Source organism: Streptomyces sp. NPDC002520 (assembly GCF_053595235.1).
The window spans coordinates 40,230-53,115 of the sequence record NZ_JBSFXG010000033.1 but is presented as its reverse complement, the minus strand read 5'-3'; the positions used below and the strand labels follow the sequence as shown (position 1 = coordinate 53,115).

Annotated in this window: 11 protein-coding genes; 4 read left to right on the top strand and 7 right to left on the bottom strand. The window is 70.2% G+C overall.

The window, feature by feature from the left end:
• Positions 1-8 precede the first annotated feature (8 nt).
• The 3 genes from ACWD5D_RS33855 to ACWD5D_RS33845 are packed head-to-tail and all read right to left on the bottom strand — an operon-like array spanning position 9 to position 2,811.
• Positions 9-740 (bottom strand): ABC transporter ATP-binding protein, encoded by a 732-nt coding sequence (locus ACWD5D_RS33855; RefSeq protein ID WP_451376623.1) that lies wholly within the window; start codon positions 738-740, stop codon positions 9-11.
• Positions 737-1,510 (bottom strand): ABC transporter ATP-binding protein, encoded by a 774-nt coding sequence (locus ACWD5D_RS33850; RefSeq protein WP_451376622.1) that lies wholly within the window; start codon positions 1,508-1,510, stop codon positions 737-739. The genes ACWD5D_RS33855 and ACWD5D_RS33850 overlap by 4 nt, the downstream gene beginning before the upstream one ends.
• Positions 1,507-2,811: an ABC transporter substrate-binding protein gene (locus ACWD5D_RS33845; RefSeq protein ID WP_451376621.1), complete on the bottom strand. Its 1,305-nt coding sequence runs from the start codon at positions 2,809-2,811 to the stop codon at positions 1,507-1,509. Before ACWD5D_RS33845 ends, ACWD5D_RS33850 begins: the two co-directional genes overlap by 4 nt.
• A gap of 140 nt (positions 2,812-2,951) precedes the next feature.
• On the opposite strand from ACWD5D_RS33845, the gene ACWD5D_RS33840 reads away from it, so the two are divergent.
• Both ACWD5D_RS33840 and ACWD5D_RS33835 read left to right on the top strand, forming a co-directional pair.
• Positions 2,952-3,776, top strand: coding sequence for an IclR family transcriptional regulator (locus ACWD5D_RS33840; protein WP_451376620.1), 825 nt, complete (start codon positions 2,952-2,954; stop codon positions 3,774-3,776).
• Between the two features lie 121 nt (positions 3,777-3,897).
• A complete protein-coding gene (locus ACWD5D_RS33835; protein ID WP_451376619.1) occupies positions 3,898-5,364 on the top strand; it encodes an aldehyde dehydrogenase family protein in 1,467 nt (488 codons plus the stop codon).
• A 243-nt stretch (positions 5,365-5,607) separates the two neighbouring features.
• Here ACWD5D_RS33835 and ACWD5D_RS33830 read toward each other — a convergent pair whose 3' ends face one another.
• The 3 genes from ACWD5D_RS33830 to ACWD5D_RS33820 are packed head-to-tail and all read right to left on the bottom strand — an operon-like array spanning position 5,608 to position 8,758.
• Positions 5,608-7,065, bottom strand: a complete 1,458-nt coding sequence (locus tag ACWD5D_RS33830) for a sodium:solute symporter family protein (protein ID WP_451376618.1) — start codon at positions 7,063-7,065, stop codon at positions 5,608-5,610.
• Positions 7,062-7,271, bottom strand: coding sequence for a hypothetical protein (locus tag ACWD5D_RS33825; RefSeq protein ID WP_451376617.1), 210 nt, complete (start codon positions 7,269-7,271; stop codon positions 7,062-7,064). The genes ACWD5D_RS33830 and ACWD5D_RS33825 overlap by 4 nt, the downstream gene beginning before the upstream one ends.
• Positions 7,268-8,758 (bottom strand): amidase, encoded by a 1,491-nt coding sequence (locus ACWD5D_RS33820; protein ID WP_451376616.1) that lies wholly within the window; start codon positions 8,756-8,758, stop codon positions 7,268-7,270. Before ACWD5D_RS33820 ends, ACWD5D_RS33825 begins: the two co-directional genes overlap by 4 nt.
• A gap of 107 nt (positions 8,759-8,865) precedes the next feature.
• Between ACWD5D_RS33820 and ACWD5D_RS33815 the strand changes: the two genes are divergently transcribed.
• Together ACWD5D_RS33815 and ACWD5D_RS33810 are read left to right on the top strand one after the other, a co-directional pair.
• Positions 8,866-10,074, top strand: coding sequence for a CaiB/BaiF CoA transferase family protein (locus ACWD5D_RS33815; protein WP_451376615.1), 1,209 nt, complete (start codon positions 8,866-8,868; stop codon positions 10,072-10,074).
• Entirely contained in the window at positions 10,071-11,570 is a 1,500-nt protein-coding gene (locus tag ACWD5D_RS33810) for a carboxyl transferase domain-containing protein (protein ID WP_451376614.1), read from the top strand. Before ACWD5D_RS33815 ends, ACWD5D_RS33810 begins: the two co-directional genes overlap by 4 nt.
• Here the strand turns inward: ACWD5D_RS33810 and ACWD5D_RS33805 are convergent.
• Positions 11,556-12,545 carry an Lrp/AsnC family transcriptional regulator gene (locus ACWD5D_RS33805; protein WP_451376613.1) on the bottom strand — a complete coding sequence of 330 codons (990 nt, stop codon included), beginning with the start codon at positions 12,543-12,545 and terminating at the stop codon, positions 11,556-11,558. The two genes, ACWD5D_RS33810 and ACWD5D_RS33805, sit on opposite strands and share 15 nt — an antisense overlap.
• Between the last annotated feature and the right edge of the window lie 341 nt (positions 12,546-12,886).

Here is a 12,886-nt window from a genome sequence, read left to right as displayed (position 1 = left end):
AGTTCCTTTCAGTCGTCGGCCGGGCCGGAGGCGGTGGAGGTCGTGAGGCCGAAGTAGGCCTGCTCGATGGCGCTCTGGGTGAGCTCGTCGGGGGATCCGCTGAGAACAGACCTGCCTTCGAGGAGGCAGTGCACCGTGCCGGCCACGCGCAGCGCCTGGGAGACGTCCTGCTCGACGATCAGTGCGGAGGTGCCGTTCTCGACGATGGTGGGCAGGACGTCGTAGATGCGCCGGACGACGACGGGCGCCAGTCCGAGTGAGAGTTCGTCGATCAGGATCAGCTTCGGGTTGGACATCAGCGCCCGGCCGATCGCGACCGACTGCTGTTCCCCGCCCGACAGCTGGGCCGAGTTCTGCCGGCGGCGGTCAGCCATCCACGGGAACAACTCGTAGATGCGCTGAAGAGTCCAAGGCCCGGAGCGGCCTCGGTAGCTGCCGGTGCGCAGGTTCTCCTCCACCGTGAGTGAGCGGAAGAGCCTCCGTCCCTCAGGCACCAGCGCGATCCCGGCCGCCACACGGCGATGGGCGGGCAGACGAGTGACGTCGGCCCCGTCGAAGACGATGCTGCCGGCGGTCGGCGTGTTACTGCCCGCGAGAGCACGAAGGAAGGTGGACTTGCCGGCGCCGTTCGCGCCGATGACGGCGAGTACCTCCCCTTCGTCGAGGGTGAGGTCCAGCGAACGGATCGCCTGGAGCTGTCCGTGGTGGACGTCGAGGCCGTGGACGTTGAGCAGGGTCATGGTGAGGTTTTCTCCTCGTCGGCGGTGGCATCGGTGCTCTCGAGACCGCCGCCGAGATACAGCTCCCGAACGTCTGGGTGCGCAAGGACGTCAAGGGGGGTGCCATCGGCGACCACACGTCCGCCGGCAAGGCAGATCATGCGGTCCACCGTCTTCACCAGGGCGTGCACGACGTGCTCGATCCACACGACGGCGAGCCCCTCGGCCCGGATCCGACGCACCACGTCGACGAGCTCCGCGACCTCAGGATCGGTCAGTCCGCCGGCGACCTCGTCGAGCAGCAGCAGCTCAGGATTGGTTCCCAGGGCGCGGGCCAGCTCCAGGCGCTTGCGCTGAAGCAGGCCGAGCCGGCCGGCCGGTGTGTTCGCCTCGGCAGCCAGACCCGTGAGCTCGAGCACCGATGCCGCACGGTCGTAGGCGTCCCGTCCGCGCCGTCCCCCACCCTGGTGCGCACAGACCAGGACGTTCTCGAAGACCGTGAGGTGCTCGAACGGGCGAGGGATCTGGTAAGTGCGTCCGATGCCGGTGCGAGTGCGTCGGAACGCCGACTGGCCGGTCACGTCCTTGCCGTCGAACCACACCGATCCGTGGTCGGGATGCAAGTCGCCCGAGATCATGGAGAACAGCGATGACTTGCCGGCTCCGTTCGGGCCGACGATGCCGAGGGCCTCGCCGCCACGGACGCTCAGGTCGAGGTCCGTGGCGACGACGACTCGGCCGAACTTCTTGCTGATCCCTCGCAAGGAGAGCAACTCGTCCTGTGGGCTCATGCGCTGGTCGGCTTCAGGTCGCCCCCGAGCGGAACCGCCGGGTTGGGGGTGTTGTCGACGATGACGATGTCCCAGGGAAACTGCTTGCCGGGCCGCCACTGGCCGCCGACGGGGTGCTGGAGGGCGACGCCGGGCTCGGGGCCGGCGGTGAAGTCGAGGTCACCGCTCATGCAGCTGATCTTCATCTGGCGGAGGTTCTTCGCGACCTCGTCCTTGTCCTTCGGGTCGTCGGCGTTCTTGAACGCCTGGATGGCGACCTCGAACAGGGAGTAGATCGAGCCGAGGGCCTGGGTCCACTGCTTGCCGGTCTTGGCGGCGTAGCTGTCCGCAAGTTGCCTGGCGGTGGTGCCGTCCAGGGCCGACTTGTACGGGTGGAAGGGGCTCCACCAGATGTCGGTGGCGATGTTCTTGCTCAAGCGGCCCAGCGCCTCGGCCTCGGTGGGGAAGAGCATGACCTTGGCCACCGTGGCCAGCTTCGGGTGGAAGCCCTGCTGCTGTGCCTGCTTCCAGAAGGTCTGGAAGTCCGGCGGGATCGGGGTACACGTGAGGAGTTCGGCACCGGACTTCTTGAACTTGGTGATCTGCGCGGTGAAGTCGGTTGCGCCGTCCTCGTAAGCGCCGCCGTCGACGGGGGTCCAGCCCTTCTTCGTCATCATCGGGCTCAGGCCTTTACGGAAGGCATTGGCGTCGGTGTCGTTCGGCCACAGAGCCGCGACCTCCTTGCCGGAGACACCGATCCTGTCCCACATCGGCAAGAAGCAGTCCGCGAACTGCTGCATGCCGAAGAAGAAGAGCGTCGTGTACTTGAAGCCCTCGCCCGACTTGCCACCGCGGCCGTTGAACCATGCCTCCCACGGCGCGATGGTCGTGACGTTCGGAACGCCGTTGGCCTCGCACTGGTCGGCGACGGGGTTGGTCGTGTCGGGCGTCGAGGAGCCGACGATCAGGTCGACGCCGTCGTTGATCAGCTGCCGGGTGACCTCGGTGGCGCGGTTGGAGTTCGACTGGGTGTCCTTGACGACGATCTCGAACCGCCGCTTCTTGCCGCCGATCGTCAACCCCTTCTCCACCGCCGCCTGGATCTGGGAGACGATGAAGTTGTCGGCCGACGCGAAGCCGGCGAGAGCTCCGGTCTGCGGGCTCACGTAGCCGATGCGCAGCACGTCCGAGGACGACGAGCTGGAGCCCTTCAACCCTCCGCATGCGCTGAGCAGCGGCATGGCGCCAAGAGCCGCGGCGCCGTATCCGGCGCCCTTGAGCAGACTGCGTCTACTGACGCCGCCGGTCGGGAAGTTGGTCACGACGACTCCTCCTGGCTGCGGAACTTGATGTCGCCACGGGTATGACGGGCATCTCTTTGACGCGCATCGTGATGTGAGTCACGGCACCCGTCAACGCGAAGTTCCGCTTACAGAAACCGAGTTCCAACTACGCTTCACACATGACTCCAGTCCCGCCACCGCCGGACTCGCCACCGACGGACGCGCCGAACGCAGGCGCGCAGGCCCTCGAACGAGGCCTCTCGATCCTGACCGCGCTCGCCGATGGTCGCCGGCCTCTTGGGCTCGTCGAGCTGGCCAAGGCGACGGGGTTGAGCAAGAGCACGTGCCACCGTTACGTCTCAAGCCTCGTTGCCCTGCGCTACCTCGAGCAGGAGGACGGCGGCCGCAAGTACCTCCTGGGTCCTGCGGCGATGAACCTCGGCATCGCGGCCGTGGGGGTGTTGGAGGTCGCGCGCGTGGCCGCCCGGAGCGTTCAGGCTCTGGCCGACGAGACCAACCACACGGTCAGCCTGGTGATCCTCGACGGCGCGGACATCGTCTTCGTCGAGCGCCGTCGCCCGAGTCGTGCCGGCTTCCGGATCGAGCTCAACATCCAGATCGGGACTCGGCTGCCCGCATACTGCACGTCGATGGGCAAGGTGCTGCTGGCCTATCGGGACCCGGCGTCCGTGCGCACGATCCTGGATCGGATCGACCTCGCGCGCCGCGGGCCGAAAACCATCACCGCTCGCGAGCAACTGCTCTCGGTTCTGGCGGAGATCGCGCGCAGCGGCCTCGCCGTCAACGACGAGGAGCTCGCCTCCGGGCTGCGATCGCTCGCCGTTCCGGTACGGGATCACCGCGGCGAGGTCTGCGCGGCACTCGGCATCGCCGTCCATCTGAGCGCGTGGAATGCCACGACCGAGGCCGTCGTGGCGCGCTTGGAAGCGCCGCTTCGCCACACCGCTCAGGAGATCTCGCGTCGCATGGGCTACCCGGCATGAAGGAAGTCCCGCTTCCCGGGAGGCGGTTCCGACTGGTGGAACGTAAGGTGGCCATTTACAGGAGGCCTTCTAACCTTGCAGCCACGACCTGCGCGACAAGACCTCGGGTGAAGGAGCATCAGTGAAGACCGCGGCGGCCCCCCTTGTTCGCCAACACATTGCCGGCGAGTGGGTCGACTCGCGCAACGGGCGCACGTACGAAAGTCGAAATCCCTGGTCCGACGAGGTGGTGGCCGTCGTCGCCGCCGGCGACCAGGACGACACACGAGCTGCGATCGAGTCGGCCCATCAGGCGTTCGGTGCCTGGTCGCAGTCGCTGCCCCACGAGCGTCAGTCAGTGTTCCTCAAGGCGGCGGACATCGTGGAACGCCGGCGGCCCGACATCATGGCACTGCTCGCGCGGGAGACCGGATGCAGTCGCTACTTCGGTGACATCCAGCTCGACTTCACGCTGTCGCTGCTGCGGCAGTCGGCTGCTCTGCCGTACGCCGCTGTCGGACAGGTCCTGCCCTCGGATCAGCCAGGCACCCATGCGATGGCGATTCGTCGTCCCGTAGGCGTCGTCGGTGCCATCGCCCCGTGGAACGCGGCTCTGACGTTGACCGGCCGCGCGATCGCCGGGCCCCTGGCACTCGGCAACACGGTCGTGCTCAAGCCGTCGGAGGAGGCGCCCGCGTGCGGTGCCCTTTGGGCGGAGATCTTCGAAGAGGCCGGGTTGCCGCCGGGCGTGCTCAACGTCGTGACGCACGGCCCCGGGGAGGCCGCACTGGTCGGCGACGAGCTGATCGCGAACCCGCTGGTGCGAAGGCTGAACTTCACGGGCTCGACCGCGACGGGCAGGCGGCTGGCGGAGGCGGCGGGCAGGCACCTCAAGCGCGTCCTTCTTCAGCTCGGAGGACAGAATCCCCTGATCGTTCTCGATGGGGTGGACCTCGACTATGCGGCCGATGCCGCCGCGTTCGGCGCCTTCGTGCACCAGGGCCAGGTCTGCATGTGTGCGCGACGGATCTTTGTCGAGCGCTCGATCGCCGACGACTTCTCCGAGCGCTTCGCCGCCAAGGTCACGAGCCTGCCTCACGGTGATCCTCTGGATCCACGGACAGTGATCGGGCCGGTGATCAACCAGTGGGCCCTGTCGACGATCAGCCGCAGGGTCGATGAAGCTGTGGCAGCAGGTGCCCGCGTTCTTGCCGGGGGAACGGCCCAGCCGCCGTGCTATCCGGCGACCGTGCTGACCGACGTACCCGACGACATCGAGCTGGCCTTCGACGAGACCTTCGGTCCCGTCGTGGTCCTCACCGTGGTCAATGATCGCGACGAGGCCGTCGAGCGCGCCAACGCTTCCGGCTTCGGACTCACCGCGGCCGTCCTTGCGGCTGATTCCGTCCAGGGCCTTGAGGTCGCCCGCAGGATCTCCGCCGGCATCATCCATGTCAACGACCAGCCCGTGAACGACGAGCCCCACATGCCTTTCGGCGGAACCAAGAACAGCGGTTGGGGCCGCTTCGGCGTCGGGTTCGCGGTCGAGGACTTCACCGAGCTGCAATGGGTCACCGCCCGCGACACGAAGCGAACCTTTCCCTTCTGAGCGCACTCGCCCGCCATGGCATCGGCCACTGAAAGGTCGTCGACGTGCAGGCCACCGGTACGCGGCAAGTTCGGCCTTAAGGATCGCCCACACCGCAGCGACCTCGTCGGTCCGGGCAACGGTCCGGTGCGCACTGAGTGTGTCCATGCCGGAGATGGCCTGAGCGCACTCGGCAGTGGGCCGGGGCAGGGCTTCACGGGGCGCCGCGCGGTGCCCTGTGGAGCCCTGCCCCGGCCGTGATGCCTACAGCTGGGAGCCGGTCAGTTCGACCACGGGCTCCCGCTCCGGTAGGGGGGCCCGCTCGCGCAGCAGCAGGTGAGCGCCCCAGGTGACGGCGATGTTGGGGACCAGGGCGACGAGGCCCGCGTCCACGCTGCCGAGGTCGACGCCGCCGAAGGTGAGCCAGCTCAGTACGGCGACGCCGGTGACGATGCCGAGGAGTGCAGGCAGGGCGCCCAGCCGGACCCGGTCGCGCAGTCCGGCGACGGTCGCGGGAGCGAGCTGGGCGAGGCCGCCGAAGGTGAGCAGCAGCAGGTTCGCGAGGAGGTCGGGCCGCGTCAGGCCGAGGAGTAGGGCCAGGCCCGCGGCGGCGACCACGATGAGGTGGTTGGCGCGCAGCCGGCCCCGGGCACCCAGGCGCTTCGGCAGCAGATTGTGCGAGACCAGTGAGGAGATGCCCATGACGATGGCCGCCGAGGGCACCATCGCCGCGCCGGCCGCCGCGACCGCGACGACGCCGACCAGCCAGCCCGGCAGGGACTGTCCGGCCATGGTGAGCAGGGCCTGGTTGGGTGCGGTGGTGCTGGGCAGCCCGAGAGCGCCGGCGAAGCCGATGACGATGGGGATGGCGAGCGCGATCTGGTAGAGCGGGAGCCAGACGTAGTTCTTCTGCAGGGCGCGCCCGCTGCGTGCGGAGAGCAGGGCGGGCCACAGGTGCGGCATGGTGTTGAAGCCGGTGCCTATGCTGCTGATCAGCATGGCGCAGACGAACCAGGTGCTGTCGAGACCCTTCTGATGGAGTGTCAGAAGCTGGGGGTGGCTGTGCTGGATGCCTGAGAACAGTCCGCCGAAGCCGCCGTTGATGCCGAGCGGGACGGCGACCAGCAGCAGGACGAGGGCGACGACCATCAGGACGTCCTTGGCGTAGGCGGCGCGGGCGATACCCCGGATGCCCGCCAGGAGCACGAAGGCCGCGGTCAGGGCGGTGGCCAGGACCATGCTGAGCTGGGCGCCGGACCGGCTCCCGGTGGCCAGTTGGACGATCACGCCGAGACCGGTGATCTGCAGTTGCAGGTAGGGCAGCAGGAAGACCGCGCCGACGACGGCGACGACCTTGCCGAGCAGCGGGCTGCGGAAGCGCTCGGCGAAGAAGTCGGCCTGGGTGACATAGCCGTGGTCGCGGCCGAGCTTCCAGAAGCGGGGGGCGAGGAAGTACATCGGGATCAGTCCCAGGGCGAGGTAGCCGAGGGCGTAGACGGCGGCGACGCCGCCGCTGAAGGCGAGCCCGGCCAGGCCCAGGAAGCTGAAGGTGGTGAAGAACTCGCCCGCCTGGAGGAACCAGGAGGTGAGCGTGGAGAAGCTGCGGCCGCCCACGGTCCAGTCGCCCAGGTCATGGGCGCGGGCCCGGGAACGTCGGCCGCTCGCGCCGAGGAGGGCGAGACCGAGCATCCCGCCGAGAGCGATCACCATCGTGCTGTTCATGCCGCCTCCTGCTCTTCCTGGTGCGTGCCGAAGTGCTCGATCAGGCCGAGCACGGCAGTGGTGCCGACGGTCCAGAGGACTCCCCAGACCAGGGCGGCCGGCATACCGAACCAGAGCCGTGTGGTGTTGACGAAGGGCAGGAAGGGAGTGGCGAAGAAGGCGACGGCCGGGACGGCGGCCACCGCGTATCGCAGGGGTGGGGTCATCTGCTCGCTCCGATCGGACGCTCGCTGGGGACGAAGGGGAGGGCGGGCCGGGTCCGGCCGTGTCCGGTGGCCGCCTCGTATGCGGCGCCCGCCCGCAGCAGCGCCGCCTCGGCCCGGGGGCGGGCGGCGAGCTGCAGGCCGACGGGGAGTCCGCCGGGGGTGAATCCGGCGGGGACGGACAGCGCGGGAACGCCGAGGACGGAGAGGAAGTAGGCGGAGCGCATCCAGTCCAGGTAGCTGTGCTGCGGCTGTCCGGCGACGGTATGCGGGTACTCCCACTCGACGGGGAACGGCGCCACCTGGCTGACCGGGGCCAGCAGCAGGTCGTAGCGGTCGAAGAACTCGGCTGCCGCGACGTGCAGCCGGGAGCGTGATTCCGCGGCGGCGGCGAGGTCGGCCTGGCTCAGCCCGCGGCCCTGCCGGATGTTCCAGGCCACCGCGGGCTTGAGCTGCCCGGGGTGGCTGTCCAGCAGTTCACCGAGGCCCAGATCGAACTCGTGTGCGCGCAACGTACGGAACACCTCCTCGGCACCGTCCAGGGGTGGGCAGTCCTCGACGACAGTCGCGCCGAGGTCCCGGAAGACCTTCAGCTGCGGCTCGAGCACGGCCAGTACGTCGGGCTCGACCGGCACCAGGCCGCCCAGATCGGGCGTCCAGGCGACGCGCAGACCGCGCAGCCCGTCCGGGGCGGGCATGCCGCGGAAGGCCGTACCGGGGGTGTCCAGGCTGGTCGGGCAGCGGCGGTCGGGGCCGGCCATCACGGAGAGCAGCAACGCGACATCTCGTACCGTGCGCGCCATCGGGCCGGGGACGCCCAGAGTGTCCCACAGGTTGCGTGCCGGGTAGGTGGGCACCCGGCCGGGGGTCGGGCGCAGTCCGACGACGTTGCAGAAGGATGCCGGGTTGCGCAGCGAGCCGCCCATGTCGCTGCCGTCGGCGAGCGGCTGCAGCCCGGCGGCGAGGGCGGCCGCCGCGCCGCCGCTGCTGCCACCGGCCGAACGGGAGCGGTCGTAGGGGTTGCGGGTGGCGCCGAAGACGGGGTTGAAGGTGTGCGAGCCGGCGGCGAACTCGGGCACGTTGGTCTTCCCGATACGGATGGCGCCCGCCTGCTGAATCCGGCTGACCAGCAGTTCGTCCTCGTCCGGCACATGGTCGGCGAAGAGCGGGGAGCCGTGCGTGGTGCGCATGCCCGCGGTCAGGTGGGTGTCCTTGAAGGCGATCGGCAGGCCGTGCAGCGGACCGGTCGGCTCGCCGGCGGCGAGTCGGTCGTCGGCCGCGGCCGCCGCGGCGAGTGCGCCTTCCGGGTCCACCGTGACGATCGCGTTGAGGTGCGGGTTGACCCGCGCGATGCGTTCGAGATGTGCCTGGACGACCTCCCGGGCGGAAAGTTCGCGCCGATGGATCAGCTCGCTCAGATCCGTGGCGTCGAGATAGCAGATGTCCTCGTTCATGTGGTCCTCGTCACGCGGGTTTTCGGTGGGCCACATCCTGAGCCGTTACGACGAATCAAGTCAAGAGTTTCGAGCTCTAGACGAAAACAGTCACGCTGTGCTTGTCTCATGACTGATTCCGCCTCTGATGCTGAGGACTGCACATGACTTCCCCCAACAGCTCCGCCTCCGGCGGCCCCCTCTCCGGATGCGTCGTACTCGACCTGTCCCGCGCCCTGGCCGGCCCGCACGCCGGGATGATGCTCGGCGACCTCGGCGCACGGGTCATCAAGATCGAGGCCCCGGGCCGCGGTGACGACACCCGCGGCTGGGGCCCGCCCTTCACCGGCCCCGAGGGTGCGCGCGAGTCCACGTACTTCCTGTCCTGCAACCGGAACAAGGAGTCGGTGACGGCCGACCTCAAGTCCGAGGACGGCCGTGAGCTGGTGACACGACTGGTGCGGCGGGCCGACGTACTGATCGAGAACTTCCGCCCCGGCGTACTCGACCGCCTCGGCTTCCCCGTCGAACGCCTGCGGGAACTCAACCCGGGCCTGGTGATCCTCTCCATCAGCGGCTTCGGACACGACGGACCCGAGGGAGGCAGGGCCGGATACGACCAGATCGCCCAGGGCGAGGCAGGGCTGATGAGCCTGACCGGAGAGCCGGGCGCGCCCGCCAAGCTCGGCACGCCGATCGCCGACCTGCTCGCGGGCATCTTCGGCGTGACCGGCGTGCTGGCGGCACTGTACGAACGGCGGGTGAGCGGGCGCGGCCGCGTGGTCCGCACCTCGCTGCTCTCGTCGATCATCGGCATCCACAGCTTCCAGGGCACCCGCTGGACCGTGGCCGGGGAGGTGCCCCGCGCCACCGGCAACCAGCACCCCTCGATCGCCCCCTACGGACTGTTCCGCTGCGCGGACGGAGACATCCAACTCGCCGCCGGAAGCGAACCGTTGTGGCGCTGCGTCGCGTCCGTCACCGGGCTGGACCCGGACGACCCGCGCTACGCCACCAACGCGGACCGCGTCCGCCACCGGCACGAGCTGCGCGAGGCGCTGGAGCAGGTCTTCGCGGGCGGCACGGCCGAGGAGTGGCAGCGCCGCCTCGACGCGGCGGGCGTCCCCGTGGGCCGGGTCCGCACGCTGGACCAGGTCTACGACTGGGAACAGACGCGGCAGCAGGGACTGATCGTCGAGGTCGAGCACCCGGTGCTCGGAGCCGTGCAACTGCCCGGTATCCCCTGGCGGTTCGAGACCGGCGACCGCGAGCACCACACGGCACCACCGATGCTCGGCCAGCACAACGCCGAGGTCCGCGCATGGCTGGACGCGGTGGAAGCCGGGGAGACAAAGGAGGTGCCGGTGCGATGACCGCCACGCACCAGCAGCTCGACACACGCCCCGCCGCGCTCGCCCTCCTCGACCGGCTCCTCGACCCGGGCAGCCACCGCAGCTGGGACCAGCCCCCCGCGGGGGCGGCCGGATCGGCGCGCTACGCGGAACAGCTGGCCGCGGCCCGGCTGCGCAGCGGAGTGGACGAGGCCGTGCTGACCGGGGAAGGACGCATCGACGGCCGGCGACTCGCCCTCGCCGTCGGTGAGTTCGGCTTCCTGGCGGGCTCCGTGGGTCAGGACGCCACGCGCCGCCTGGTCGCGGCGATCCACCGCGCCACCCGGGAACGACTGCCCCTGTTCGCCGCGCCGGTCTCCGGCGGCACCCGGATGCAGGAGGGGACGGCGGCCTTCGTCGGCATGACCGCGATCGCGACGGCCCTGACCGAACACCGGGCGGCCGGCCTGCCCTACCTCGTCCACCTGCGCCACCCCTGCACGGGCGGGGCTCTCGCCTCGTGGGGCTCCCTGGGGCAGATCACCACCGCCGAACCCGACGCCCTCATCGGCTTCCTGGGCCCCCGTGTCTTCCACGCCCTGCACGATGAGCCCTTCCCGCCCGGCGTCCAGACCGCCGAGAACCTCCACCGCGTCGGCATCCTCGACGCCGTACTGACGCCCGACCGGCTCCGCGACCGGCTCTCGCGCACCGTGGCGTTGCTCGCGCCCCAGGTTCCCGACCGGACCTCTCCCGCCCCGCACCGCCCCTCGCCGGCGGACCCACTGCACAAGGCCCCCAACGGGACGGACGACTCCAGGGCGGGTGAGACCGGAGCGGCCGACACCGACATGGCGCCCACCGCAACGGGAAGCACCTGGAACTCCGTGCTGCGTACCCGGCAACCGACCTGGCCGGGCGTGCGGGACCTGCTCGACGCCGCCGTGGACTTCGTCGAGCTCCGTGGCACCGGGGAGGGAGAACGGGACGACGCCGTCGTCATCGGGATCGCCCGGTTCCAGGACCGGTCCTGCGTGGTGGTGGGGCACGACCGCTCCGCACCGCGCCCCGTCGGGCCGGCCGGCCTGCGGACGGTACGCCGCGGCATCAAACTGGCCGCCGAGTGGCGGCTGCCCTTGCTGACGGTCGTCGACACGGCCGGCGCCGAGCTGAGCCCGTCGGCGGAGGAAGGCGCGCTCGCCGGGGAGATCGCGCGCTGTCTGGCCGATCTGAGCGCCCTGCGGGTACCGCGCATCAGCCTGCTGCTCGGACAGGGCACCGGCGGCGCCGCCCTGGCGCTGTTCGTCGCGGACCGGACCGTCGCCGCGGAGCACGCCTGGCTGGCCCCCCTGCCCCCCGAGGGTGCCTCGGCGATCCTTTACCGGGACACCGGCCAGGCTCCCCGACTCGCCGTGGAACAGGGCATCTTGGCGACCGAGCTGTACCGCCGCGGTCTCGTTCATCGGCTCGTCCCCGACGGCCGGGGCCTGGCGGCGCGCCTGGCCGGGGTCGTCGCCGACGAGCTACGCGGGCTCTGACAGCAGCTGTCGCAGCCGCGGCGTCGCCGTCGCGCTCCGCTTGAGCGCCTCGACGACGAACTGGGACTCCATCGCCTCCACGTGCGGCACCCATGGCGCATGGGCCAGATAGTCGAGCAGCCCCTCCTTCGACGGCTGCACGACGTGCACCAGCAACTGGTACTCGCCGGTGACCACTGCCGCGTAGCGCACCAGAGGGGACTCCACCACCAGCGTCCCGACGCGCTCCAGCGCGTCGGGACGCGTGCGGATCCACAGCAGCGCCTCCACCGGCAGGCCCAGCAGGGCAGGCTCGACCGAGGCCCGGATGCTCACCACACCCGCCTGCGACAGAGCCTCCACCCGGCGTCGCGCCGTGGCCTCCGAGACACCCGCCAACGCGGCCAGCTCCTCGTGCGTACGGCGGCCGTCCTCGGCCAGGGCCGCGACGATCGCGCGTTCCTCCGGTTCCAGTTCCACCCCCGGCAGGCTCGCCGAGTCGTCGGGCGTCGGGAAACGGCGCAGTTCCGCCACCTGCTGGGGGTCGAGGATGCCCGGGTACCACTCGTGCACGGTGCGGAAGTACCGCAGCACGGGATAGACCTGCTGCGCCGTCAGACCGGTCAGCGCGGGCAAGTCGTCCAGCACCAGCTCGGCGAGCCGTCCCGGAGGACACTGCAGCTCGGCGACGCAGTCCGAGGAACCCGTGACGACATAAGTGAAGATCGTGTCCTTGCGCCGCGCGGTGGCCAGCGCCACCTTGCGGGTCGCGTCGGGCAGGCAGCGCAACCGCGTGACGACGCTCTCCCCGGAAGGGACGAGCGCGGCAACCGTGACCAGCCGGTTCTCCAGCAGCCGCAGCCCACGCCGGGCGACGGTGCGCTCCGGCTCACCGAGCACCCGGGCGATGTGTCGCCACGAGGCCCGGCCGTCGATCTGCAGGGCGGCGATGATCCGCCGGTCGAGGTCGTCGACCGGCACGTCGGAAGAGGTCACGAAAGCACAGCCTAATACTCCGGGGAGGCCACGCTCCTCGGGTGGACAACCGGCATCAGGGGCGGCTCGCCGGCCCTGCCGAGCGCGCTGCCTGCGCCCTTCGAGAGGCAAGGCGCTGGCCGACGGCCAGGCTGCGGCTGTTCCAGCGCGTTCCGGCCCGCGGCGGCTCACCCGGGAGCGATACGTGTTGGCCGGATCAGGAGCAGGCTCACCTTCAAGGCGGCCCTCGACCTCCGAGCTCTTCGATGGCGAGGCCTGACACTCCCGTCGAACGCGTCCGGCCCGCCCTCAAGCAGCACCTGGCCAACACTGCCATCTCCTGGCCGGCCCGCACAGAGGGT